Below are 23,960 nucleotides of genomic sequence, written 5' to 3' on the forward strand. Positions count from 1 at the left end.
TCGTCCGCTAGGCGGCAACGCGAGCGCCGGCCGGACCTGGCGGCCCGCCGGCGGCATCAACGGTATAAACCGTTTAGCTTATTGCGCCTTGCGGCGGCGCGCGGCCACGCCCACCAGGGCCAGGCCGCCCATCAGCATGCCGTAGGTTGCCGGCTCCGGCACGGCGGTGGTGATGTTGAAGTTGCCCGAATAGCTGGCCGAGTCGCCGGTCCAGCCGGTCACGCGCAGGCTCAGCGGGCCGCTCAGCACGACATTGGTCAGGCGCGCCTTGCTCTCGCCGTCGCTGCTGCTCAGCGCCAGCTCCGTATTGTTCAAAAACACGTGGCTGAACTGGATCTTCTGCTCGTCGAAGCCGAAGAAATTGACCACGCCGCCGTTGACCGTCAGCGCGCCAGGCAGGTCGGGCGTGAAGTTGTACGTGTCGGAGAAATATTGGCCTTCCCATGGCGTCGGCTGGCTCAGGTTGAAGCTGCCGGTCCACTGGTGCGGATTGGTTTTCGACTGGTGCAGTTGGACATCATAGGTCTTGGCCATGGCCGACGACGCGCACAGCGCACTTAACGCGAATGCAAGTATGGTGGATTTCATTTGGTATTCCTGGTGTGATTTAGAAGAAGGCTGCTTGCTTGCAGACCAGATATGATGATAAATTGATACCAATCATTGCAACATAGTCCAATTGGACTGAATTGCCGCGCCACCGTGAAGCACACCATGAATCAAACCGTACTCGTGATCGACGATCACTCGCTGTTCCGCGCCGGTCTGCGCCTGATGCTGGCCGACGCCGCCGCCCAGCTCGACGTGCGCGAGGCCGCCTCGATCGACGAGGCGCTGGGCGGCCCGCGCGACGCCGCCGCGCCCAGCCTGGTGCTGCTCGACATCCAGCTGCCCGGCGTCAACGGCCTGGACGGCATGGCGCTGATCCACCGCCGCTGGCCGGACTGTCCGGTGATCGTGCTGTCGGCCGACGGCGCCAGCGCCACCGCGCACGACGCGCTGGCGCGCGGCGCGGCGCGCTTCGTCTCCAAGGCCGAGCCGGCGGCGGCGATCGAGGCCGCCATCTGCGCCGTGCTGCGCGGCGAGAGCGAGGCCGCGCCGGCCGGCGCCGCCAGCGACCAGCGGCCGCGCCTGACGCCGCGCCAGTGCGAGGTGCTGGCCCTGGTCTGCCAGGGCCTGTCGAACAAGCTGATCGCGCGGCGCCTGAACCTGTCGGAAAACACCGTGCGCGGCCACGTGCAGGCGCTGCTGTCCATGCTGGGGGTGGTCAGCCGCGCCGAGGCGGCCTTTGTCGCGCGCCAGCGGGGCCTGGTTGCTTAGCCCGCCCGCCACCGAACGCCTGATCCGCGCCGAGCAGGCGCGCCTGTTGATGGGCAATATGGGCAGCTCGCTGCTGCCGGCCATCGCCGTCGCGCTGCTGCTGGTGTACGTGCTGGCCACGCCGGACAACACGCTGGCGCTGCGCCTGTGGTGCGCGGCCGTGATCGCCTCCAAGGTGTACGCCAGCTGGGACGCGCGGCGCCTGCTGCGCGCGCCCATCCTGGCCGAGCACGCCGACCGGCTGACGCGCCGCCTGATCGTGCTCAACGCGATCGACGGCGCCGCCTGGGGCATGCTGGCGTTCGCCGGCCTGGACCCGGCCTCCACCGCCAACAGCATCCTGGTGGTGGCGGTGCTGGCCGGCATCGTCGGCAACTCGATGTCGCTGCTGTCGCCGGTGCTGCCGGTGTTCGCGGTGTTCTGCGTGGCCGAGCTGGGCGCGCTGGCGCTCAAGGCCTGGACCATGGGCGACCTGGCGTTCCAGGCGCTGAGCCTGGCCGTGCTGGTCTACCTGATGAGCCTGCTCAGCCAGGGCCGCAACAGCTCGCGCGCGGCGCGCGCCGCGATCCAGCTGCGCTTCGACAACATCGAACTGATCGACCAGCTGCGGGTCGAGACCGAGAAGGCGCGCCAGGCGCTGCACGCGGCCGAGCAGGCCAACCTGGCCAAGTCCAAGTTCCTGGCCGCCGCCAGCCACGACCTGCGCCAGCCGATCCACGCCCAGGGCCTGTTCCTCGAGGTGCTGGGGCGCTCGGCGCTGACACCGGCCCAGCAGGAGGTGCTGGCCAGCGCCCGCTCGGCGTCCGAGGCCTCGGCCAGCATGCTGCACACGCTGCTGGACTTCTCGCGCATCGACGCCGGCGTGGTCGAGGCCCACATCGTGCCGTTCCGCCTGCAGCCGCTGCTGGCCAAGATCGAGAGCGAGCTGGCGCCGCAGGCCGACGCCCAGGGCCTGGTCTACCGCACCCACGACAGCGAGCTGGTGCTGCAATCGGACCCGGCGCTGGTCGAGCTCATCCTGCGCAACCTGGTGTCGAACGCGGTGCGCTACACGCTGCGCGGCGGCATCCTGGTCGGCTGCCGCCGGCGCGGTGCCGGCGCGGTGATCGAGGTGTGGGACAGCGGCATCGGCATCGCCGCCGCGCAGCAGCAGGAGATCTTCCAGGAGTTCCACCAGCTCGGCAATCCCGAGCGCGACCGCCAGAAGGGCCTGGGGCTGGGCCTGTCGATCGCGCGCGGCCTGGCGCGCATCCTGGACGCGCCGCTGACGCTGTCCTCGCAGCCGGGACGCGGCAGCGTGTTCCGGCTGGCGCTGCCGCTGGCGCGGCTGCCCGCGCCGGCCATCGCGGTGGAGGCGGCGCCGCCGCCCGCGCCGCTGCGGCCGCTGTCGCTGCGGGTGCTGCTGATCGACGACGACGCCATCGTCTGCGCCAGCATGCGGCGCCTGCTGCAGGCCTGGGGCTGCGTCTGCCAGGTGGCCGACGGCGTCGACCAGGCGCTGGCGCTGGCGCCGGCGCTGCGGCCCGAGCTGGTCATCAGCGACTACCGGCTGCGCGGCCAGCAGACCGGCGCCGGGGCCATCGCCGCGCTGCGCCAGCAGGCCGGCCGTCCGGTGCCGGCGCTGCTGATCACCGGCGACACCGCGCCGGCCCGGCTGCGCGAGGCGCGCAACAGCGGCGTGCCGCTGCTGCACAAGCCGGTGGCGCCGGCCCAGCTGTACCGCGTGCTGGCCGACATCGCCGCCACGCTGGCGCCGGAACGGGCGGAAAACAACAGCGGTGAGAATGTGTGAGAATTCTCTTGCTGTTAAGAAATACCTGTTTTAAACTTGCATCACCGCATCACCGCACCACCGCCTCACCGGCCCCCCCTCCCCCGGGGCCACCATCCCCCTGCCGGCCATATCTCCGCCGGAAACTCATAGTCGCTGCGATCACGGCCACGCCGGACAGCGCTAGTCCAGTCTACGGAGAAACACAATGAACTTGCTCAACGACCTGAAAATCGGCACCCGCCTGGGGCTCGGTTTCACCATCGTGATCGCGCTGCTGGTGGCAACCGCCGTGATCGGCATCACCCGCATCCACGGCATCAACGCCAACACCGACATCATCGTGCACGACCGCTACGCCAAGGTGGCGCTGGCGCAGACCATCGAGAACGAGGTCAACCGCCAGACCCGGGCGCTGCGCACCGCGCTGATCGCCGGCGACAACGAAGAGGTGGCCACCAGCGAGCTGGCCAAGGTGAACGCCTCGGTGCAGATCATCGCGGCCGCCATCGACAAGCTGCAACCCATCATCCACACCGAGAAGGGCAAGGCCGCGCTGCAAGCGCTGATCGCGGCGCGCGCCACCTTCAAGGACCACGAGCACCATATGATCGAGCTGATCAAGTCCAAGCAGGGCGACGCCGCGCGCAACTACCTGCTCAAGGAAATCATGCCGCCGCAAACGGCCTACCTGCAGGCGATCGAAGTGTTTTCCGCCACCCAGGTGGAGGGCATGGAGCAGTTCGCCGCCGAGGCGGGCGCGCTGGCCGACAGCGGCGCCCTGATGATGACCGTGTTCGCCGTGCTGGCCACGCTGCTGGCGGTGGCCACCGGCTGGCTGCTGACGCGCTCCATCGTCACGCCGCTGACCCAGGCGCTGCGCGTGGCCCGCACCGTCGCCTCCGGCGACCTGAGCACCCGTTTCGGCCCGTGCTCCAAGGACGAGGCCGGCCAACTGCTGCAGGCGCTGCACGAGATGAACGACAGCCTCAAGCACATCGTCGGCCAGGTGCGCGCCGGCACCGAGACCATCGCCAGCGCGTCGACCCAGATCGCCACCGGCAACCAGGACCTGTCCTCGCGCACCGAGCAGCAGGCCGGCGCGCTGGAGGAGACCGCCTCGTCGATGGAGGAGATCACCGCCACCGTGCGCGAGAACGGCAGCAACGCCCGCCAGGCCAACCAGCTGGCGGTGTCGGCGTCGGACGTGGCGGTCAAGGGCGGCGCCGTGGTCGGCCAGGTGATCGACACCATGGGCGCCATCCACGCCTCGGCGCGGAAGATCGTCGACATCATCGGCGTGATCGACGGCATCGCCTTCCAGACCAACATCCTGGCCTTGAACGCGGCGGTGGAAGCGGCGCGGGCCGGTGAACAGGGACGCGGCTTCGCGGTGGTGGCCACCGAGGTGCGCAACCTGGCCCACCGGTCGGCCTCGGCCGCCAAGGAAATCAAGACGCTGATCGGCGACTCGGTCGAGCAGGTGGAGCGCGGCAGCGAGCTGGTCAACAATGCCGGCGCCACGATGGACGAGATCGTCGTCAGCGTGAAACGCGTGACCGACATCATGGCCAACATCGCCTCCGCCACCCAGGAGCAGGACACCGGCATCGAGCAGGTCAACCAGGCCATCACCGAGATGGACACCGTGACCCAGCAGAACGCCGCGCTGGTGGAGGAAGCGGCCGCCGCGGCCGAATCGCTGCAGAACCAGGCCGGCACGCTGGCGCAGCTGGTCAGCACGTTCAAGCTGGACGGCGATCACGGGGCGGCTGCGCTGCACCTGGTCGCCAGCGCGAAGGCCACGGCCAGGCAAGCCGCCAGCGCGCGGCGCCTGGCGCTGGCTTGATGGTTCAGTGAGCAGCGGCGAACCCGCGCCCGCTCGCGTCGGCAGTCGTTTGGAATGTAACGAGAGGGAATAGCGCCGAAGCGCGGTGACTTGAGTGGAGCGGGTGAAGGGAATCGAACCCTCGTCGTAAGCTTGGGAAGCTTCTGCTCTACCATTGAGCTACACCCGCGTGCCACGCATTCTACGCGGGATTGGACACCGCTGACAATATCGCCCAGCCATTTAAATCATGCCGGCAAGGCGTGGCCGCCGATTACTGCGCCGGAAAATGGGAGGTCCGGTTCGGCGCGGCGTGGAACTGATCCGTCGGCCGGCCCCGCCATTTTTTGATCGCGTTCTTCATGGCGGGCATCAGGCCGCTTGCTTTCACCAGCAGTTCGCTGACGCCGGCATCGTCGTCGACCAGGATACGCTTCAATCTGAACAGATCGGTCTGGCCATCGTTCAATCCTTCATCCACCGTCACTGCGCAGAAGTAGCCCGCCTCCCGCACCAGCTCGATATCACGTTGGCTGTAGTCGCCGTTCGGGTAGGCGAAGGTGGTCACCTTCCACCCGTAACGCCGCTCTATTTCGGCCTTGGACTCGAAAATCTCGGCACGCGCCTCTTCCGCGTCACACTGCGGAAGTATCGGATGACTGACCGTGTGCGACTGGAAATCGGCATACGAAGCCAGCGCGCGGATCTCGTCGCGCGTCAGTGCCTGCCTGGTGGCGCCGCCAGGTGCAGGTATGCGCTGGAGCTCGGCCAGGCGCTCGTGGTTCGGCAGCCGTTTCAGGCGTTCCACCTCGGCCTTGCTCTGCGGAAGAGTCCACCAAAACGGCTTGTCCGTGTCCGTTCCCGCGGTGGAGAGGAAGATCGTGACCGGCACGCCTTCTTGCGCGAGCACGGCTTGCAGTTCGGCGTTTCCGCGATGCCCGTCATCGATGGTCAGCACCAGGGCGGGGTGAGGCAGCGTGCTCATGTCCCCTGCCTGTCGCGCAGCCAGGTAGGTATCGAGCGCAATGATGCGATACCATTTTTTCAGGCGCCGGACATGGCGCCGGAAATCTTCCGGCGAGGGATCGTGGAAACACAAGATCGTGACCCTGCCGCGCTGCCGCAGCTGCAGCCATGCGAACGATGCCCCGCAAAACCGCAGTGCATGAAATATCATCTGTTTAATCATCGGTCAGCCTTTTTTCACGTTGAGCATAATGTTCCCGCCTTCAGGCCGGTATGGCGGCCCGGACGCCAACGCGCGCATACAAGTCCGCCATGCGCTCGACATAGACGTTCTCGCTGAATCCGCGCTCCACCATATCGCGCCCCGCGCGCCCCATCGCCGCCAGCCTGTCGTCGGGCAGCTCCTGGTAATGCCGCAGCGTGGCGCTCAAGGCGGCCACGTCGCCGGTGTCGAACAACGCGCCGGTCTCGCCTTCGCGCACCAGTTCGGGAATGCCGCCGATACGCGAACCAATCACCGGCTTGCCCAACGCGTAAGCCTCAAGCGCGGCAATCGGTGCGTTCTCATACAGCCTGGAAGGGATCACCACGGCGCGCGCTTCGCGCACCAAAGCATGCAGCGCGCCGCCACTCTGATAGCCGTGGAAGACGACGTCCGCCCCGGCTTGCTCGGCCAGTTGCGCCACCGCCCGCTCATCCGGTCCGGTGCCCACCACCTGCAGGGCGACCTTCGCGTCGGCGGCGGCCTGCACCAGTGTATCCAATCCCTTGTCCATTTGCAGGCGCCCAAAATACACGAAGTGGCCGCCCGGTTCAAACTTCGGCTGCATCGACTCATACGCAACAAAATTGGGAATCACTTCGATCATCGATCCGGCCCATCCCCATTCCATCAGCTTGTTGCGCATGAATGCGCTGGGAGCCACGATTTTGTTGAGGTTGCCGCTGTAACTGCGCAGCGCGCGGTGAAGCGTGGACTCCAGCGCCACCAACGTGCTCAGGGCCACTGAGCCATGCAGGCAACGATGCCTTATCACGTTCAGATAATTGCCGCCGCGGCAGCGTTCACAAACACCCGTGCGGTTCAGCATCTTGTAGTTCGGACATGCCAGCTTCAAGTCATGCGCGGTCAGGACCATGGGTACGCCGCGCTCCTTCAACAAGGACAGCACGGACGGCGAAATGTGGTGGTAGATGTTGTGGACGTGCGCCACGTCCGGCGTGAATACATCCAGCAATGCGCTGAGTTTGCGGCGGGCCTCCATCGAGTAGATGATTTTCGCGCTCATCTTCGCTTTTTGCATGAGCGAATAATCGCGCCCCATTTCGATTTCATCTACGAAATATGACGACCACTTCGAGGGAAAATTTTTGGGGTGTCGCATCGCCATGATGGCGGTATCCCACCCGTTCTCGGCGAACAGCCGGTCGTGCGACAGAAATACCGCGTCGGAGCCACCACGGATATACCCATAGTTGTTCAGGGACAGAAGACTGGGCATAGATCAATCACCAAAATTATTAACTTGGTAATTGTACTATTGACAATAGTATTTTGGTAATATATTTTGATGATTTGCAACTTGCAAGCGACCGCCGCTTGTCATACCGGTGCCGGACAGGGCGAAGCGCTAGCGGCTTCGCCCCGTACCACACGCAACAGCCTGCCCATGCATCAGTTGAGAACCCAGGTGTACCGGACATTCACCCAGCCCTGGGCGATGTCGCTGTCCTTGGCGACCGGCTTGAACTTGCATTTGACGCTGGCGCGCAGCGATGCCTTGTCCAGCGTCGAGTAACCGCTGGACTCGACCAGCTTCGCGTCCGTCACGGTGCCGTCCGGCGAAACCAGCAGCTTCACCTTGACGTCGCCTTGTGGCTCCTCATCGCGCCATGCGGACGAATAGTCCGGCGCGGTGCACGTCTCCTTGTCGAACCGGCTCAGGATATTCCCGGCCGAGGCCACACCCGATACCAGGCTCAACACCAGAGCCGACGCCATCGCGCTTGCAGAAATTTTAGTGAACATAAATCCTCCGAGTCAAAAATGATGGGGTGAAATCGTTTGCAACGGCTCAAATATACTGCGCCGCAGCATATTTTTATAATTTATTGTTGAACTATCTTTCATATAAAAAACGTATAACTCGTCGCCGCCCGCCTTGCCGGAATCCACATATCAATATGATTTTATATACGTGTCCTCAATGAACCGTCGCTGCTACGCTCTGAGCCTATCGACAATTGGGGGAACAATGACGACGAATCTCACCACACGGGGACGCCCATGAGCGGCGAACTCACCCAAGCGCGCACGCCTTGGGCGCCCGCCTTCCAATGGCGCGCCCTGCTGCGCCCGCACACCGCCGGCCGCGCGCCGGCCAAGGCCTTGACCGGCTTCATCTTCGCCTGGCTGACGCTGGCGGCCATCCATCTGCTGATGCCGGTCCCGGCCGGCCTAACGGTCGCTGGCAAGGCCACCTTGGCGATCATGGCGTGGGCCGCCATCATCTGGATCTTCGAGGCGTTGCCGGTGGCCGTCTCCGGCCTGCTGATCCCGGCGCTGCTGGTGCTGACCAAGGCCGTCACGCCGATGGCCAAGGCGGCCAACGGCTTCACCAACCCGGTGGTCTTCCTGTGCCTGGTCGCCTTCCTGTTCTCCGCCATCATGCAGTGCGCCGGGCTGGACCGCCGGATCGCGCTCGGCCTGCTCGACAAGATCAAGGTCAAGACCGTCAACGGCGTGATCTGGACCATGTTCGGCGTCAACCTGGTGCTGTCGTTCGTGGTTCCGGCGGCCAATGCGCGCGCGGCCACCTTGCTGCCGGTGATTAACGGCCTGACCAAGCTGTTCGGCGATACCGAGCAGGAGCGCAACGCCGCCAAGGCCATCGTCATCCAGTCGCTGGTGTATGGCTCCATGATCAGCGGCATGTGCATCCTGACCGCGCACCTGCCCAACCTGGTCCTCACCGGCCTGTTCAACAGCGAGCTGCACATCCGCATTTCCTACCTGGACTGGTTCAAGCTGCAATGGCCTTACCTGGGCATGTTCGTGCTGACCCAGTGGTGGGTGCAATACTATTTCCGCACCCGCCGCACCGCCATTCCGGGCGGGCTGGAGATCATCCGCGAGGAACAACGCAAGCTGCCGCCTGCGGGCAAGCAGGACTGGTCCATCCTGCTGGTGTTCGGCCTGGTGGCGCTGCTGTGGGCCACCGAGCAGTGGCACAAGATACCGACCGAGAACATCGCCCTGCTGGGACTGGCGCTGGTGTTTACGCCCGGCCTCATCCAGATCAAATGGAAGGACATCCAGGACCGCACCATCTGGGGCACCGTGTTCCTGCTGGCCGGCGCATTGTCGATCTCGTCGGCGATCAGCAGCACCGGGCTGGCGCAATGGCTGGCCGGCCAGATCCACGCCATCGCGCAGGGACATCCGTGGTGGGGCATCCTGCTGATCGTCATGGTCGGCACGCATGTGATCCGCCTCGGCATGTTGTCCAACGTGGCGGCGGTCACCATGCTCGCGCCCATCCTGCTGGCGCTTGCGCCCAAGCTCGGCCTGCATCCCGTCGCCTTCACCATGCTGGTGGCCGACACCGACAGCTTCGCCTATCTGCTGCCGACGCAGATCACCGCCGCCGTGATCGCCTACAGCAGCGGCACCTTCAGCACCAGCGACTACGCCAAGGTCGGCATCGTCTCGGTGCTGATCGCCATCGCCTACGGCATCCTGGTGATGGCACCGTGGTACGCCTTCCTCGGCATTCCGCTGTGGGATGCCACCGCGCCCTGGCCGTTTTAATTTTCCTCACGGAGCACTAGACATGAGCAAGCAAGAGAACACGGCGGCAGAGCACTACAGCGCGCTGCGCGAGAAGCTGGGCCCGCACCACGCGCCTGAAGGCCTGTATTTGCGGAACAAGGATTTGCCCTTCGTCGGGCGCGTGCACTGCAACGTCGCGCGGCTGGAGAGCGGCAGCTGGAACGAGATCGTGCTGGACTACGAAGTGGGCGCGGCCGGCCTGGCCGACGGCGGCTGGTTCAAGGCCACGTTCAAATTCTATTCCGACTGGGCGCTGTTCCAGAGCAGCGATCCGACCGCCGCGAACTACATCAGCGCCGAGTATCACGCCGGCCCGCTGCGGCCCGGCCAGAGCCCGGCCACCGTGCAATCGCTGAGCATCCGCTTCGACCAGAAAGGCCACGAGCGGCCGTTCCAGAAGGCGCTGATCGTCGATGTGGTCGACGGTTACCTGAACGCCGGCGACCACATCGTGATCCGTCTGGGCGACCGGCGCGGCGGCGGTCCTGGCACGCGGGTGCAGACCTTCGTCGAGGATAATTTCCGTTTCCGCTGCTACGTCGATCCGCTGGGCACCTCGCGCTTCGTTGCGGTGCCGGGCGACGTGGTGATCGACATCGCCGCCGGCGCGCCGGCGCGGCTGCTGGTGAACGGCCCGCGCTTCGCGCATCCGGGCCAGGCGCTGCCGTTCCGCATTTCCGTGCTGGACCGCTGGGGCAATGCCTGCAAGGACAGCGGCGGCACGCTGCGCCTGCGCGCCTACGCCGGCGAGCGCCAGGTGTATGAGCGCGAGCATGCGCTGCCTGAAGCCGGCTGGTCCAGCATCGGCATCGACGACCTGCCGAGCGACTTCCCGCAACTGCGTCTGGTGGCGGAGCTGCCCGGCGTACCGCAAGCCGAAGCCTTGATAACGCTCGACCCCGCCCTGCCGGCGCCGCGCGCCTTCTACGCCGACCTGCACGTGCACGCCAGCGACACGGTCGGCACCAACAGCCCGGCCTACAACGCCGCCTACGCGCGCGACATCGGCGGCATTGACGTGCTGGGCTACACCGCCAACGACTTCCAGATCACCGACGAGAACTGGCAGCTGGGCGTGCGCACCGTGGAGGAATTCAACCAGCCCGGCAGCTTCGTTTGCTATCCGGTCCAGGAATGGTGCGGCAGTTCGACCGCCGGCGGCGACCACAACGTGGTGTTCCTGGACGACGCGCCGCCGGACTTCCCCTACAACCAGCAGGGCGAACACAACCGCACGCTGGTCTGGAACGAGGACATGAAAAGCAGCGCGGTGCAGCTGGGCCGCTGGCCGGTCGAGGAACTATGGGCCGCCTACGTGGACGACGCCGAGCACCGCCTGATCATGCCCCACGTCGGCGGACGCCGCTACATCCCCGACTGGCACCACCCCGAGCTGGAGCGGCTGGTGGAGATCGCCTCGAGCTGGGGACACTTCGGCTGGCTGTACCAGGACGTGATCGCGCGCGGCTACCAGCTCGGCGTGGCGGCCAGCGGCGACGAGCATCGCGGCCGTCCCGGCGGCGGCCCGCCGGGCACCCAGGTGTTCGGCGTGCATGGCGGCCTGACCGGCGTGATCGCCGACCATCTGGACCGCCGCACCATCGGCAGGGCCCTGCGCGCGCGCCACACCTGGGCCACCACCGGCGAGCACACGGCGCTGCTGGTCCGCTGCGGAAATTACCTTCAAGGTGACGTGGTGCCGCAGCACGGACCGGCCAAGCTCGATTACCGTTTTCTCGGCCAGGCCGGTTGGGAAGAGATCGCCGCATACGACCACAACGGCCTGATCTGGCAGCGCAACCTGCACGAGGAAGCCGGCTACTCCGAGCGCCTGATCCGCCTGCGCTGGGGCGGCGCGCGCATCCCGGACCGCTACCGCTGGGCGGTCTGGCAGGGCCGCATCACCATCCTCAACGGCACCATCAACCGTTTCCAGTCGCAGGGCTTCGAGCATGGCGAGGAAGTGTGCCGCCGCGATGGGCCGACCGACATCGTCTTCCGCAGCGACACCTACGGCGACGCCGACAGCGTGGAGATCGACATCAGCAACCTGCGCCATTGCACCATCAAGGTGGAAGGCAGCATCGGCAGCTACGTCAAGGTGGGCGATCCGCTCAAGCCGAATCCATTCGTGCACAAGCCGCGGTTCAGCTGGGAGATCAGCGGCGCGGAGCTGCTGGCGGCGGGCGGCCTGAAGCTCGACCTGGGCGGCACGGAACTGTTCCTGGCGCTGGAGCGGCTGACGGAACAAGCGCTGCCGACCGACCTGGCCGGATCGATCGACATCGCGCCGGACAATGCCGCCTTCGGCCACCGCCCGGTGTATTTCCACGGACGGCAGCGCGACGACAGCAAGGTCTGGTCCTCGGCGGTGTTCCTGAAGTTCGACTAGTTCATCAGGTTGAAGTCGGCGCGGTAGTAATTGCCTTCCGGCCCGCTGCCGGCCAGTTGCAGATACATGGTCTGCTTGCCGATGCCGGTGTGCTCGACTTCATACGCGCCGCTGGCCAGCGACTGGCTGGCCGGCACCGCGAAGGTCAGCGAAAACTGGTCGCCGCGCGCCGCCTCGAAACGGCGCTTGACGCTGAGCAGCGTCATCGCCACGCCCCGGTTGCCCGGATACACATTGAAGCGCTCCTGCACCAGCGGCAGGTAGGCCGCGCTGCCGGCCGGCGCGGGCACGGGCGCGGCGCCAACGCTGGCGATGGCCGCCGACCTGGCCTTGCCCAGCTCGGCCGCGCCGCACAGGCCGCTGCCGCCCAGCAGGCCGCCGGTGGCTAATACAAAGGTTCGCCGTTCCATGATGATTCCTTCTCGATGATTAGCTGCGCGGCGGGAAGATGCCCTGCAACGCGATAATGAAATTCAGCTCCAGATAAGGCTGCACATTGTTGTGTGCCTGCCCGCCGCCGGTCGACGCGGACAGCACGGCACCGCCCATCGGATGCAGCGGCGCCGGGCCGATATAAGGCGGCGTCGGCGAAATCGCCACCGCCAGCGTGTTGCCGTTCGGGCTGGTGGTGGTGGCCTGCGAGCCGGACGCCATCATCTGGTGCCCGTGCGCCGGCGTCTGCGCGCCATTCACGGTGACGGTGGCGGCGCCGCCCGTCTCACCCTGGTAGCGTTCGGTCAGGCCGTCGCCCTGGCCGGCGCGCATGGGCGCGCGCTGGCGCAAATTAGGCAGCGCGAAGGTGCTCTTGCCGTCGCCGCCGTATTGCGTGCCCAGCAGCGAGAACAGCGCGGTGTTCTGCGCGATCGGCAAAATCTGGCCATCGCAGGTGGCCCAGCCGGTGGGTGCGAAATTGCCGGCGAAGAGGCGAATTTCCGCAACAAAGGGATCTGCCATGGTGTCTCCTCAGAATTGGGATGGATAAATGCCGAACAGCGAAATGATGAACTGCACCGCCAGGAAGGGCGCCATATTGTCGTGCGGCTGGCTGCCGCCGCCGACGCCGATGGTGCCGGCGCCCATCAACAGATTCGGGCCCGCCGTGCCGTACAGCTTGGGCTTGGCCGGCGGCGCGGCCGGCACCCAGCTGCTGCCGTCGGTGATGTTGATCGCGCTGGTGGCCGGCGGCGGCGCGGCGGTGCTGGCGCTGACCCGGTGGTTGTGCGGCGGGATCTGCGCGGTGGTCAGGGTCACCTGCTCCACCCCGCCCTTTTCGCCGATCTGGTACGAGTCCGCGCCCAGCGTGCCGACATGGACCGGCACGCGCCCGGTCATGTCGGGCAAGGCGAAGGTCTCCTGGCCATCGCCGCCGTAGGTGGTGCCGATCAGGTTGAACAAGGTGTCGTATTCCGAGATCGGCAACAGCGATCCGTCGCAGAACGCCCATCCGGCCGGGGCGAAGTTCCCGGCGAACATGCGAATTTCACCAATATATGGCATGGACATGGAGGTCTCCTGAAACGGTACGCTTAATTGTACGAAGGGAAAATGCCGACCAGCGCGATGCCGAACATGCTGGTGGCGTAGGGCTGGCGGTTTTCATGCGGCTGGCCGCCGCCGACGTTGCCGACGCTGCTCGCCGCCAGCGCGGCGCTGCCGTCGTAGCCGTGGAAGACGTTGGCGCCGCCGGCCGGGATCGAGCACAGGTAGTTGCCGCTGGGGCTGGTGGAACGCAGCACATTGCGGTCGGTCTGGTTGACCGCCTGCATCGCGTGCGTATGCTGTGGCAGTTCCTGCGCCGTCAGCGTGTGCATGGCCTCGCCGCCCCGCGCGCCCGGCTGGTGGTTATGCATGGGCATGCGCCCGCGCATGTCGGGCAGCGCGAAGTTGGTCTGGCCGTTGCCGCCATACGTGGTGCCCAGGATGGCAAACAGCGCCTGGTTCTGGTTGATCGGCAAAAGCTGTCCGTCACAACGCGCCCAGCCCTTGGGAATGTAGTTGAAACTGAACATGCGGATTTCGCCCAAAAATGGTTCAGACATGGTCGCTCCTGATGGCAAGAGATGGCCGCACCGGTGCGGCCGGGCGGCGGATGGAAAACGCGCCGTCGCACGACGGCGTACAGGCAAGGGGAAGTGTCAGCCGCGTCGGCGGCGCTTGGCGCGGCTGGCCAGCAGCAGCCCACCCAGGCCCAGCGACAGCATCAGCGCGGACGAAGGTTCGGGCACGGCGGTCATCACCAGCGAGACGTTGTCGAGTTCGGTGTAGTCGTACTGGTTGCGATTGGAGAACTGCAACCAGGTCGACGACTTGTCGGTGCTCAGGTTGTTGATGACGTAGTGGGTCCAGTCGCCGCTGGTGTTGGTCTGGTGCCAGACCACGGCGCCGTTGAACAGCACCTGGGAATCGTTGACCACCGGCGTCACGCCGAGCGACGTGTCGAAGCGCTGCAGGTCGAATTCCAGCGTGTATTTGTAGCCGGCGTGGGTGGCGATCTGCTGGCCCAGCAGGCCGGCGCTGGCCGAGTTGCCATCCCAGAATACCTGGTTGAACTGGTTGGACAGCGGCGTGCCGGAATAGTCGTAGCCGACCCATTGCAGCGAGGTGTCGCCGCCCTGGGTCCAGGCCGCCAGCGACGCGTCGGCGAAATCGCCATTGGCCACCAGGTTGGTGGCAAAGGCGGACGGGGCGCCGAACGCGGCGGCGCACAGCAAGACGGGCAATAACTTACGCATGGCTAACCTTCAAAAAGAATTGAGGATATGGCGAGCAACAGTGCGCGTATTTTACTGCAATAATTTCAACAAATTGCCATTATGATAGCGACAGGCAAAAAATATTGCCGAAACGTTGTTTTTTGTCGAAACAATAATTGCATGAGCATATTGACAATCACTTTTCAGCGTTCATCCAGCCCAGGCTGCCGCTGGTGACGTTGTGGATGTACAGGCGCCCGGCCGCCTCGGTGACGCCGGTGGTGACCGGCGCGGCGCCGCTGGGGTCCTGCAGGTCGGCGACGATGCGGCCGTCGTCGGTGAACGCCACGACGTGGCCGTAGGGCTTGGGTTCCGGCCACAGCGCGCGCGGCACGCGCAGCATCAGCTTGCGCAGCCAGGGCTTGTCGGCCATCTTGTCGAGGTCGTTGCGCTGGCCGGACAGGCCCAGCCAGATGCGGCCATCGGCGCCGCGCACCAGGTTGTCCGGATAGCCGGGCAGGTTATCGAGCAGCACCTGCGCCTGCGGCGTGGCCACGCGCACGTCCAGCCCCGCCGCGTCGACGGCGATTTTCCAGACCCGGTACTTGCCGCTCTCGCTCACATACAGCCAGCGCTGGTCCTCGCTCAGCAGCACGCCGTTGGCGAAGCTCAGGCCGCCGGCCAGCACGCGCGTGGCCTGGCTGGCCGGGTCGTATTCCAGCACGCGCCCGGTCGACGATTGCTCCAGCACGTCCAGCATGGCCGCGCCCATGGTGTCGCGCCGCACCGGCGCGAAGCGCTGCGAGGCGTCGCTGAAATAGATCTTGCCGTTGGCCGCGACCGCCACGCCGTCGGCGAAGCGGATCGGATCGCCACCGACCTTGTCGGCCAACACGCGCACGCCGCGGTCCGGCGCCACCGACAGCAAGCCCTTCATGGCGTCCGCCACGATCAGGTTGCCGGCGGCATCGAAGTCCAGGCCGAGCGGGCGGCCGCCGGTGTCGGCATAGGTTTCCAGCGCCGAGCCGTCGGCCTCCATGCGCAGGATCTTGCCGCTGGCGACGCCGGTGTACAGCTTGCCGTCCGGGCCGGCCAGCACATGCTCGGGCCCGACCTCCCCGCCCAGCGGAATCTGGCGCAGGCCAGACAGGCGCTGGTTGACCGCGTGGACGCCGGTGTAGCCGGGCGGCGTGGGCGCGGTCCAGCTGACCGGCACGATGGGTACCGGCCACAGGCTGAGATAGGCGGCGGCAAGCAATGCTGCAAACACGGAGACCCTGGCGATTTTTTTCATGTCGCCCAGTCTACGCAATCCTGGCGCGGAATGGCAAACCTCGTTGGCCCCGCAGCACGGCGCAGAACGTCAGGCGGCCCGCGCCGGCGCCGGCTCCAGCAAGGGCTCCAGCGCTTCGAGCACGATATCGTGCAGGCGCTGCGCGGGCGGATTCAACTGCGCTTCCATGCGATGCAGGCGCAGGGCGATCATCGGCAGCGGCGGCAGCGCCAGGTCGTCCAACGCGCCGAGGCGGGGTGGCAGGACCAGGCCGGTGCGCACCGTCACGCCCAGGCCGGCGGCCACGGCGGCCCAGACGCCACCCAGCCCCGGACTGCTGAAGGCGATCCGCCACGGGATGCCGGCGCGGTCCAGCGCGGCGGTGGCGATGCTGCGCATCGTGCATGGCGCTTCCATCATCACCAGCGGCAGCGGTTCGCCGTCGCGCAGCATCGCAGGCGCATCCGCCGCGCCGATCCAGCGCAACGGCAGCCGGGCGATCACCGGCGCGCTGTGCGAGGGCGGCACCAGGGCGGCGTCGCTGTCCCAGGCCAGCGCCAGGTCCAGCCGTCCGCCCGCCATCTGCGCCATCAGGTCCGCGTTGCGCGCCACCCGCGCCTCCACCCGCAGGCGCGGATGCACGCGCGCGAAGCGCCCCAGCACCTCGGTCAGCAAATGCTCGCCAAAATCCTCCTGCATACCCAGCCGCACGCTGCCGGCCAGCTCGGCGCCGCGCACCGCCGTGGCGGCCTCGTCGTTCAGCTCCAGCAGGCGGCGCGCGTAGCCCAGCAGCGCTTCGCCGGCCGAGGTCGTCACCATGCCGCGCCCTTCCTTGCGCAGCACCGGCATGCCCAGCTGGTCCTCCAGCTTTTTCAGCTGCGCGCTGACGGCCGAGGTGGACCGCCCCAGCCGGTCCGCCGCCTTGGCGAAGCTGCCCAGGTCGACGCCGGTGACAAAGGTGCGCAGCACATCCAGGTCAAAGGTAATTCGCCGCATGATCGTCCCGATTTTTTGAACTGTTCATCAAAATATTCCTGATTTTCAGGATCACGATAGTCCTGTATCGTGGACCTGTCAAATCAAACAGGAGCACGCCATGGCCTCGACAGCGGGACAACAAAGCATGGGCAGCCACGCCCCCAAACTGGCGGAACTGACCGACAAGGTGCTGTTCGACGACGTCTGGCAGCGGCCGGGCTTGTCGCAGCGGGACCGCAGCATCATCACCGTGTCGGCGCTGATCGCGATGAACCGGGTCGAGCAGCTGCCCTTCCATCTGCAACGGGCGCGCGACAATGGCGTCACGCGCGACGAGATCGCCGAACTGATTACCCACCTGGCGTTCTACTCGGGCTGGCCGACCGCCGCCTCCGCCATCAACGTGTTCAAACAACTGGAGGAATGATCATGCCTATGAGCCGCATCTCCCTGCTGAAGGGGAAATCCCCTGAGTACCTGACCGCGCTGTCGAACAGCCTGCACCGCGCCATGGTCGAGGCCTTCAACGTGCCCGCCAAGGACCGCTTCCAGATGATCCACCAGCACGAGCCGCACGAGCTGGTCTTCGACCGCGACTACGAAAGCCCGTCCGGCCCGCGCTCCGACGACTTCGTGCTGATCAACATCACCATCGGCAAGCCGCGCAGCACCGAGATGAAGCAGGCCTTCTACCGCCGCCTGGTCGAGCTGCTGGCCGAGGCGCCCGGCCTGCGGCCGCAGGATGTGATGGTGGTGGTGTCGAGCTCGCAGGGCGACGACTGGTCCTTCAGCGGCGGCGCCCCGGCCGCCAGCCTGTGGAGGCCGGCATGATCGCGATGCAGTACAGCTTCGCGCTGCCGGCCGACTACGACATGGCCATCGTGCGCGAGCGCATCAGCAGCAAGGGCCCGCTGCTGGACCGCCTGCCGCACCTGGCCTTCAAGGCCTACCTGTACGCCGAGCGCGGTGAATCGAAGGAGAACCTGTACGCGCCGTTCTACCTGTGGCACAGCGAGACCGGCATGCACGACTTCCTCAACGGCCCCGGATTCGCCGGCGTGGCGCAGGCCTTCGGCTGGCCGTCGGTGCGCACCTGGACGCCGTGGCACGCCAGCGTTGGCGCCGAGGTGCGCGAGGCGCGCCACGCCACCCGCAGCGTCGAGGCGATCGCGCCCCACAGCGACCTGGCGCAGCTGCGTCAGCGGGAGGAGCAGCACGCGCGCCACGCGCTCGAATGCGGCGCGCTGGCGGTGGTGATCGGCTTCGAGCCGGGCAACTGGAGCATCGTGCGCCTGTGCCTGTGGCGCGGCGAACCGGCCCTGCCGCCGCTGCCGAACGAGCAGCGCTACCGGGTCGGGCACGTGTCGGCGCCGGACGCCGTCGACAACGGCAGCAACGGCCGGCTAACGCAGCAGCGATAGCGACAGCAGCGGCCCGCTAACGCAGCGGCAATCGCGATAGCGACAGGCAGCGGCCCACTAACGCAGCAGCATCAGCGCATTACGCGGCTGGGCGTTGGCCTGCGCCAGCATCGACGCGCCGGCCTCGCGCAGGATGCTGGCGCGGGTCAGCTGCGCGGTCTCGCTGGCGTAGTCGGTGTCGCGGATGCGCGAGCGCGCCGCCGACAGGTTGTTGGCGCCGATCTCGGCGTTGCTGGCCACCGCCGACAGCCGGTTGCTGGTCGCGCCCAACATGGCGCGGATGGCGGTCACTTCGTCGATCTTGCCGTCGAAGTAGTCCAGCGCCGCGCTGGCGCCGCTGAAGTTGGACAAGTCCTGCACCGGCTCGCCGCCGCTGTAGACATCCTGCAGCACCAGCTGCGGCGGCCCGACAATCACCGACGCCTGCTTGCCCGCGCTCAGGCCCGCCTTGGCCGGGTTGGCGCCGCCGATGCTCATCGAATGCGCGCCCGGCCGCGCGGCCTCGGTCACGGTGACCGTACCCTTGTTGCTCCCCAATGCCAGCCCCAGCGACGCCACGCTGCCGGCGGTGGATTCGGTGATGACGATATCGCGGCCGTCCGCCGCGCTCAGCGTCAGCGTGCCGCCGGCGGCGCTGGCGGTCACGCCGCTGGCGCCGGAGACGGCGGAGATCGCGCCGGCGGCGTTGGCCGCGCGGACCGCGGCGGTGGCGCCGGCGATGGCGCCGATGCTCACGCCGTTGACGGAAAAGCTGCCGCCCGCCAGCGCGCCGCTGGCGCCGACATCGCCCGACAAGGTGGTGGCGGCGCTGGCCGTCACGTTGCGCACATTGGCCGCGTTGATGGCAGCCGCCACCGCGAAGGCGCTGCCCGCGTTCTGCCCCGGCTGCGCGCCGGCCGACGACGCGCCCACCGCCGCATTATTGATGACCAGGTCGCCATAAGCGATCGGCCCCAGCACCGCCGTGCCCACCGCGCTGGACTGCTGCGGCGCGACGTTGACCAGCTGCTTGCTGTAGCCGGCCGGCACCAGCGCGGCCGGGATCACCAGCGCCAGCGTCTGCCCCGCCCCGGAGCCGACCTGCAACTGCTGCGAGAACGACCCGTCCAGCAGGCCGAGATTGTTGTAGCGGGCGCCGGCCACGATGTCCACGTTGGACGCCGCCAGCGCCGTCACCTCGCCCTGGATGGCCGCGCGGTCGGTCTGGCTGTTGGTGTCGTTGGCGGCCTGCACCGCCAGCTCGCGCATGCGCTGGAAATTATCGAGCAGCTGGCTGGCCGCGCCATCCGCCACCTGCAGTAGCGAAATGCCATCGTTGATGTTTTGCCTGGCCTTGTTCAAGCCGTTGATGCCCGAAGTCATGCGCTCGCTGATGGCCAGGCCGGCCGCGTCGTCGCGCGCCGAGTTGATGCGCTGGCCGCTGGAGAGCTTTTGCAGACGCACAGCCATGTCCTCGCCCGCCTGCGCATAGCTGCGCTGGACGTTCAGTGCGGAGAGGTTGGTGTTGATCTGCATGCCGATGGCTTCCGGTGCCGCCACGGAGTGACGGATGTCGGTTAACTTACGGCAATAATCGGCGGTACTTGAGCCGCCGGGCGGCAAAAGACCTCAGCCCGGCAACAGCTCCAGGCGCTCGCGGGCCTGCGCCAGCTGGGCGCTGTCCATGCGCGCGGCGGCGTTTTTCAGATAGCGGCCGGCGGCGGCGTAGCCGTTACGCTCGGCCATCGCCAGCCAGGTCCAGGCCTGCGCGATATCGGCGCGCACGCCCTGGCCGACCATGAACATCAAGCCAAGATTGAACTGCGCGCGCGCGTGGCCCTGGCCGGCGGCCTTCAGGTACCAGTGGTGCGCCTGCGCGTAATCCTGCGCCAGGCCCTGGCCGTTATCGTAGCGCAGGCCGAGCGCGAACTGCGCCAGCGCGTGGCCCTGCTCGGCCGCCTTGGCGTACCAGGCGTTGGCCTGCGCGCAATCGGGCTGCGGGCCGTCGTCCTTGTCGAACAACAGGCCCAGGTTGTACTGGGCCGCCGCGTAATCCTGCTCGGCGGCGCGGCGATACCAGGCCATGGCCTTGCGGTCGTCGTGCGGCACGCCGCGTCCCGTTTCGTAGCGCAGGCCCAGGTCGAACTGCGCGCGCAGGTGGCCCTGGTCGGCCGCCTTGCGGTACCAGAAGATCGCCTCCTGGTGGTCCTGCACCACGCCGTGGCCGGCGTCGTACAGCATGCCCAGATGGTATTGCGCGCCGGGGAAGCCCTGCTCGGCCGCCTTGCGGTACCAGAACTGCGCCTGCTCGTGATCCTGCGGCACGCCCTGGCCATGATCGTAGCGCAGGCCCAGGTTGTTCTGCGCCGCCGCGTGGCCCTGCTCGGCCGCCTTGCGGTACCAGTCCATCGCCTTCTGCTCGTCGCGCGGCACGCCCTGACCGTTATCGTAGATCAGGCCCAGGTTGAACTGCGAGCTGGCGTGGTCCTGCTCCGCCGCGCGGCGATACCACAGGATGGCCTTCTGGCTGTCCTGCGCGATGCCGTCGCCCTTGTCGAAGCGCAGCGCCAGGTTGAACTGCGCCGGCGCGTAGCCCTGGTCGGCCGCCTTGCGGTACCAGGACATCGCCTGGCCCACGTCCTGCGGCACGCCCTGGCCGTTGTCGTAGCGCAGGCCGAGGTTGAACTGCGCGCGCGGATAGCCCTGCTCCGCCGCCTTGCGGTACCACGCGATGGCCTGCTTGAAATCCTGCGGCACGCCCTTGCCGGTGTCGTACATCATGCCGAGATTGTTTTGCGCGCCGGCGTCGCCCTGGTCGGCCGCCTTGCTGAACCAGTACATGGCCTTCTGCGTGTCGGCGTCGATGCCCTGGCCCTTGGCGTACAGCCAGCCAAGGTTGTACTGCGCTGCGGCGTAGCCCTGCTCCGCGGCCAGCTGGTACCACGCGGCCGCCTCCTGGTAATTCTGCTCGACGCCCTGGCCCTTCTGGTACATCACGCCCAGGTTGTACTGCGCGTGTTCGAGGCCGGACTGCGCGGCCTGGCGATACCACACCACGGCCAGCTCGTAACTCTGCGCCACGCCCTGGCCGTTGAAGTACATGAAGCCCAGGCTGTGCTGGGCATTGGCGACGCCACGTTCGGCCAATCCCTTGACGCGTAAGAACTCGGCTGTGTACTTGCTGCCGTTCTCTGCGCCGGCTTCGTTGGGACTGTATTTCGTCATACTCTGTTCAAGCTTGGATCGCGATCATCGCCGGTTGGGTGTCTACGTGGGTGACGGCGTGCAGCGCATGCGCCGAAGGCATGGCGGTCAGGCGGCCCTGCTCCTGCAGCACGTCCATGAAGCTGGTCAGCGAAATCGGGCGGTGGTACAGGTAGCCCTGCATCGTGGTGCAGCCGTTGGCCTGCAGGTAGCGCGCCTGCACTTCGGTCTCCACGCCCTCCGCCACCAGGTGCAGGCCAAGGCCGCGCGCGATGGAGATGATCGCCAGGATCACCGGGTAGTGGCCGTTCTCGTCGTGGATCTCCTTGACGAAGGACTGGTCGATCTTGATCGTGTGGATCGGGAAGCGGTGCAGGTACGACAGCGACGAATAGCCGGTGCCGAAATCGTCGATCGCCACCGACACGCCCAGCTGGCACAATTTGTTCAGCTGCTCGATCGCGTACTGCGGATTGCGGATGCAGATGTTCTCGGTGATCTCGACCTCGATCTGCGCCGGCGAAATGCCGTAGCGTGTCAGCGCGCCGCGCATCTTCTCGAAGAAGTCGCCGCGGTCCAGGTATTGCGGCGACAGGTTCAGCGACAGGCGGATCGATTCGCCGCCGGCCGCGTTCCACTGCAGCAGGTCGCGGCACAGCGCGCCCAGCATCCAGTCGGAGATCGGCAGCATCAGGCCATTCTCTTCGGCGAACGGCAGGAACTCGCCGGCCGACAGCAGCCCGCGCTGCGGATGGTTCCAGCGCATCAGGCCCTCGGCGCCGATGATGCGGCCGGTGGCCACGTCGACCTGCGGCTGGTAGTACATTTCCAGCTCGTTCAGCTCCAGCGCCTTGCGCAGGCTCTGCTCCAGCGCGATCTTCTGGTGCGACACGTCCAGCATCGAGTTGTGATAGAAGCTGTGGCCATTCTTGCCCAGCGCCTTGACCTGGTACATGGCGATGTCCGCGTGGCGCAGCAGCTCGTCGATGGTCTCGCCGTCGCCGGGATAAATCGCGATGCCGATCGAGGCCGAGATGTGCACCTCATGGCCATCGAGGTCGAACGGCTTATGCAGGCTTTCCAGGAATTTGTCGGCGATGGACTTGGCGTCCTGGCGGTCGCGCAGCTCCGGCAGCACGATGGTGAATTCGTCGCCGCCCTGGCGCGCCAGCGTGTCGCCGCGGCGCAGGCAGTCCTTGAGGCGCGTCGCCACCTGCTGCAGCAGCTCGTCGCCCTTGACGTGGCCCAGCGTGTCGTTGACCAGCTTGAAGCGATCGAGGTCGATGAACATCACCGCCAACTCGGTCAGCTTGCGCTTGGCCTGGATCACGGCCAGTCCCAGGCGGTCCTTGAACAGCATGCGGTTCGGCAGGTCGGTCAGGATGTCGTGGTAGGCCTGGTAGGAGATCACCTCCTCGGCGCGTTTGCGGTCGGTGATGTCGCGCGCCACGCCGTAGGTGCCGAAGAACTCGTGCTTCTTCACCTCGTGGTCGGGGATGTGCATGCCGATCGCGTTGAGCGAAATCGTCATCAGCGTGTTGTTGAAGGTGCGCTCGATGCCGCTGCCGGTGTTGCACTTCAGGCGCAGCTCGACGTTGCGCGAGGCGCGTTCGTCGACGCGGCGCTCGTTGAAGGCGTAGCGCGCGCGCTCCTGGTCCTCGTCGTGCACCAGCACCGAGTAGTGGCGGCCGATCAGCTCTTCGCGGGTAAAGCCCAGCAGCTGCTGCACGCGGTCGTTCACGAAGGTGAACTTGCCCTCGTGGTTCAGGGTGTAGATGATGTCCGGCGAGCTGTCCACCAGGTAGCGGTACATCTTCTCGGAGTTTTCCAGCTTGGAGGCGATGCGCTCGTTGTCGATGGCCAGGCGGCGCTTCTGCAGCGCGTTCTCCACCGTCTTGAGCAGCTCCTCGCGGCTGTATGGCTTGCGCAGGTAATCGTAGGCGCCGCGCTTCAGGGCGCCGATGGCCGCCTCGATGCCGACATCGCCGCTCATGACGATGACGTCGCCGTCGATCTCCTTGGCGTTGATGAAGTCCATGATCTCGTGGCCGCTCATGTCGGGCAGGCGCAGGTCGAGCAGGATCAGGTCGAACTTCAACCGGGTCAGCTGCGCCAGGGCTTCGCTGCCGCAGGTCGCGGTGACCAGGTGGTAGTCGCGGTCGCGCAGCAGTTCGTACAGGGATGACAGCAGGCGCGGCTCGTCGTCTACGAGCAGGATGCGCGGGCAGTTGTCGGGAAGGGCGACGGGGGCGTGGTCGTCCATAGCAGCGGTTAGGCTGGCTGGGTTCAGGTTCATCATGGCC

22 protein-coding genes and 1 tRNA gene are annotated in these 23,960 nt (G+C 66.6%); 8 read left to right on the plus strand and 15 right to left on the minus strand.

The genetic code is table 11. The features are described from left to right. Nucleotides 1-78: 78 nt before the first annotated feature. Nucleotides 79-588 (minus strand): FxDxF family PEP-CTERM protein, encoded by a 510-nt coding sequence (locus ACUJB0_RS23400; RefSeq protein WP_444847317.1) that lies wholly within the window; start codon nucleotides 586-588, stop codon nucleotides 79-81. Nucleotides 589-714: 126 nt separating this feature from the next. Between ACUJB0_RS23400 and ACUJB0_RS23405 the strand changes: the two genes are divergently transcribed. The 3 genes from ACUJB0_RS23405 (at nucleotide 715) to ACUJB0_RS23415 (ending at nucleotide 4,940) form a co-directional block, all read left to right on the plus strand. Further along, the gene (locus tag ACUJB0_RS23405) at nucleotides 715-1,320 is read left to right on the plus strand and encodes a response regulator transcription factor (RefSeq protein ID WP_444847318.1); all 606 of its coding nucleotides are present in this window, start codon (nucleotides 715-717) and stop codon (nucleotides 1,318-1,320) included. Further along, entirely contained in the window at nucleotides 1,313-3,112 is a 1,800-nt protein-coding gene (locus ACUJB0_RS23410) for an ATP-binding response regulator (protein WP_444847319.1), read from the plus strand. Before ACUJB0_RS23405 ends, ACUJB0_RS23410 begins: the two co-directional genes overlap by 8 nt. A gap of 187 nt (nucleotides 3,113-3,299) precedes the next feature. Then, nucleotides 3,300-4,940 carry a methyl-accepting chemotaxis protein gene (locus ACUJB0_RS23415; protein WP_444847320.1) on the plus strand — a complete coding sequence of 547 codons (1,641 nt, stop codon included), beginning with the start codon at nucleotides 3,300-3,302 and terminating at the stop codon, nucleotides 4,938-4,940. A 95-nt stretch (nucleotides 4,941-5,035) separates the two neighbouring features. On the opposite strand, the gene ACUJB0_RS23420 is transcribed toward ACUJB0_RS23415, so the two are convergent. From ACUJB0_RS23420 to ACUJB0_RS23435, 4 genes are all read right to left on the minus strand, one after another. Further along, nucleotides 5,036-5,109 (minus strand) — tRNA-Gly (locus ACUJB0_RS23420). A gap of 84 nt (nucleotides 5,110-5,193) precedes the next feature. After that, a complete protein-coding gene (locus ACUJB0_RS23425; RefSeq protein ID WP_444847321.1) occupies nucleotides 5,194-6,108 on the minus strand; it encodes a polysaccharide deacetylase family protein in 915 nt (304 codons plus the stop codon). A gap of 40 nt (nucleotides 6,109-6,148) precedes the next feature. Further along, nucleotides 6,149-7,387 carry a glycosyltransferase family 4 protein gene (locus ACUJB0_RS23430; protein WP_444847322.1) on the minus strand — a complete coding sequence of 413 codons (1,239 nt, stop codon included), beginning with the start codon at nucleotides 7,385-7,387 and terminating at the stop codon, nucleotides 6,149-6,151. A gap of 173 nt (nucleotides 7,388-7,560) precedes the next feature. Then, nucleotides 7,561-7,914 (minus strand): energy transducer TonB, encoded by a 354-nt coding sequence (locus tag ACUJB0_RS23435; protein WP_444847323.1) that lies wholly within the window; start codon nucleotides 7,912-7,914, stop codon nucleotides 7,561-7,563. 258 nt (nucleotides 7,915-8,172) lie between these two features. Here ACUJB0_RS23435 and ACUJB0_RS23440 point away from each other — a divergent pair, with 258 nt between their 5' ends. Further along, nucleotides 8,173-9,696, plus strand: coding sequence for an SLC13 family permease (locus tag ACUJB0_RS23440; RefSeq protein ID WP_444847324.1), 1,524 nt, complete (start codon nucleotides 8,173-8,175; stop codon nucleotides 9,694-9,696). A gap of 22 nt (nucleotides 9,697-9,718) precedes the next feature. Next, entirely contained in the window at nucleotides 9,719-12,109 is a 2,391-nt protein-coding gene (locus ACUJB0_RS23445) for a hypothetical protein (protein WP_444847325.1), read from the plus strand. On the opposite strand, the gene ACUJB0_RS23450 is transcribed toward ACUJB0_RS23445, so the two are convergent. From ACUJB0_RS23450 to ACUJB0_RS23480, 7 genes are all read right to left on the minus strand, one after another. Beyond that, nucleotides 12,106-12,519, minus strand: coding sequence for a DUF6916 family protein (locus ACUJB0_RS23450; RefSeq protein ID WP_444847326.1), 414 nt, complete (start codon nucleotides 12,517-12,519; stop codon nucleotides 12,106-12,108). The two genes, ACUJB0_RS23445 and ACUJB0_RS23450, sit on opposite strands and share 4 nt — an antisense overlap. Nucleotides 12,520-12,538: 19 nt before the next feature. Next, nucleotides 12,539-13,063 (minus strand): phage tail protein, encoded by a 525-nt coding sequence (locus ACUJB0_RS23455; RefSeq protein ID WP_444847327.1) that lies wholly within the window; start codon nucleotides 13,061-13,063, stop codon nucleotides 12,539-12,541. Nucleotides 13,064-13,072: 9 nt separating this feature from the next. Beyond that, a complete protein-coding gene (locus ACUJB0_RS23460; RefSeq protein WP_444847328.1) occupies nucleotides 13,073-13,612 on the minus strand; it encodes a phage tail protein in 540 nt (179 codons plus the stop codon). A 23-nt stretch (nucleotides 13,613-13,635) separates the two neighbouring features. Further along, nucleotides 13,636-14,148: a phage tail protein gene (locus ACUJB0_RS23465; RefSeq protein WP_444847329.1), complete on the minus strand. Its 513-nt coding sequence runs from the start codon at nucleotides 14,146-14,148 to the stop codon at nucleotides 13,636-13,638. 96 nt (nucleotides 14,149-14,244) lie between these two features. Further along, nucleotides 14,245-14,841: a PEP-CTERM sorting domain-containing protein gene (locus ACUJB0_RS23470; protein ID WP_444847330.1), complete on the minus strand. Its 597-nt coding sequence runs from the start codon at nucleotides 14,839-14,841 to the stop codon at nucleotides 14,245-14,247. A 157-nt stretch (nucleotides 14,842-14,998) separates the two neighbouring features. Continuing rightward, on the minus strand, nucleotides 14,999-16,096 hold the full coding sequence (locus ACUJB0_RS23475; RefSeq protein ID WP_444847331.1) for an SMP-30/gluconolactonase/LRE family protein: 1,098 nt from the start codon (nucleotides 16,094-16,096) through the stop codon (nucleotides 14,999-15,001). 69 nt (nucleotides 16,097-16,165) lie between these two features. Continuing rightward, on the minus strand, nucleotides 16,166-17,071 hold the full coding sequence (locus ACUJB0_RS23480; protein ID WP_444847332.1) for a LysR substrate-binding domain-containing protein: 906 nt from the start codon (nucleotides 17,069-17,071) through the stop codon (nucleotides 16,166-16,168). A gap of 100 nt (nucleotides 17,072-17,171) precedes the next feature. On the opposite strand from ACUJB0_RS23480, the gene ACUJB0_RS23485 reads away from it, so the two are divergent. From ACUJB0_RS23485 to ACUJB0_RS23495, 3 genes are read left to right on the plus strand one after another with little or no spacing between them, the layout of a single operon-like run. Next, nucleotides 17,172-17,480: a carboxymuconolactone decarboxylase family protein gene (locus ACUJB0_RS23485; protein WP_444847333.1), complete on the plus strand. Its 309-nt coding sequence runs from the start codon at nucleotides 17,172-17,174 to the stop codon at nucleotides 17,478-17,480. 2 nt (nucleotides 17,481-17,482) lie between these two features. After that, nucleotides 17,483-17,884, plus strand: a complete 402-nt coding sequence (locus ACUJB0_RS23490; protein WP_161092524.1) for a tautomerase family protein — start codon at nucleotides 17,483-17,485, stop codon at nucleotides 17,882-17,884. After that, nucleotides 17,881-18,474 (plus strand): DUF4865 family protein, encoded by a 594-nt coding sequence (locus ACUJB0_RS23495; RefSeq protein WP_444847334.1) that lies wholly within the window; start codon nucleotides 17,881-17,883, stop codon nucleotides 18,472-18,474. The genes ACUJB0_RS23490 and ACUJB0_RS23495 overlap by 4 nt, the downstream gene beginning before the upstream one ends. 57 nt (nucleotides 18,475-18,531) lie before the next feature. Here ACUJB0_RS23495 and ACUJB0_RS23500 read toward each other — a convergent pair whose 3' ends face one another. From ACUJB0_RS23500 to ACUJB0_RS23510, 3 genes are all read right to left on the minus strand, one after another. Then, complete coding sequence (locus ACUJB0_RS23500; RefSeq protein WP_444847335.1) at nucleotides 18,532-20,013, minus strand: flagellin N-terminal helical domain-containing protein; 1,482 nt, start codon at nucleotides 20,011-20,013, stop codon at nucleotides 18,532-18,534. Nucleotides 20,014-20,082: 69 nt separating this feature from the next. Next, nucleotides 20,083-21,678 (minus strand): SEL1-like repeat protein, encoded by a 1,596-nt coding sequence (locus ACUJB0_RS23505; protein WP_444847336.1) that lies wholly within the window; start codon nucleotides 21,676-21,678, stop codon nucleotides 20,083-20,085. 7 nt (nucleotides 21,679-21,685) lie between these two features. Next, nucleotides 21,686-23,920 carry a putative bifunctional diguanylate cyclase/phosphodiesterase gene (locus tag ACUJB0_RS23510; RefSeq protein ID WP_444847337.1) on the minus strand — a complete coding sequence of 745 codons (2,235 nt, stop codon included), beginning with the start codon at nucleotides 23,918-23,920 and terminating at the stop codon, nucleotides 21,686-21,688. Nucleotides 23,921-23,960: the final 40 nt, after the last annotated feature.

Source organism: Duganella caerulea (assembly GCF_040362985.1).
GTDB lineage: Bacteria > Pseudomonadota > Gammaproteobacteria > Burkholderiales > Burkholderiaceae_D > Rugamonas > Rugamonas vulcania.